1 protein-coding gene is annotated in these 537 nt (G+C 60.1%); it reads right to left on the bottom strand.

Features of this window, described 5'->3' with window-relative positions:
• The coding region (locus P0D71_RS36040; RefSeq protein ID WP_408483890.1) for a radical SAM protein at positions 1-537 on the bottom strand (537 nt) is incomplete at both ends.

Genomic DNA, 537 nt, shown 5'->3' with positions numbered 1-537 from the left:
GTGCGCAGACCCTTCTTGATGTTCAGCAGAATCTGGTCGTCGCCGGACTCGTAGCCGACCAGCAGCAGGCGCAGGCCGTTTTCCTTCATGATCTTCAGCGTCGAGTAAGGCACGTTCGCCTTCGCGTTGCACGACCACGTCACGCCCAGTTTCCCAAGACCGCGGGCTATTTCCTCGACGCGCGGCTTGAAGTCGGTGAACGTGTCGTCGTCGAACATGATCTCCTTCACTTCGGGCATGTTGTCGCGAATCCACTTCACTTCGGCCAGCACGTTCTCGACCGAGCGCGTGCGGTAGCGGTGACCGCCCACGGTTTGCGGCCACAAGCAGAACGTGCACTTCGAGCGGCAGCCGCGGCCCGTGTAAATCGACACGTACGGATGCTTCAGATAGCCGATGAAGTAATTGTCGATCTTCAGATCGCGCTTGTAGACGGGCGCCACGAACGGCAGCTCGTCCATGTTTTCGAGGATCGGGCGCGCTTCGTTGTGCTCGATCGAACCGTCGGCGGCGCGATAGCTGAGGCCCTTGATCTGC

This window comes from Paraburkholderia sp. RL17-383-BIF-A (genome assembly GCF_046028015.1).
GTDB lineage: Bacteria > Pseudomonadota > Gammaproteobacteria > Burkholderiales > Burkholderiaceae > Paraburkholderia.
This window is presented reverse-complemented; position numbering and strand designations above follow the sequence as displayed.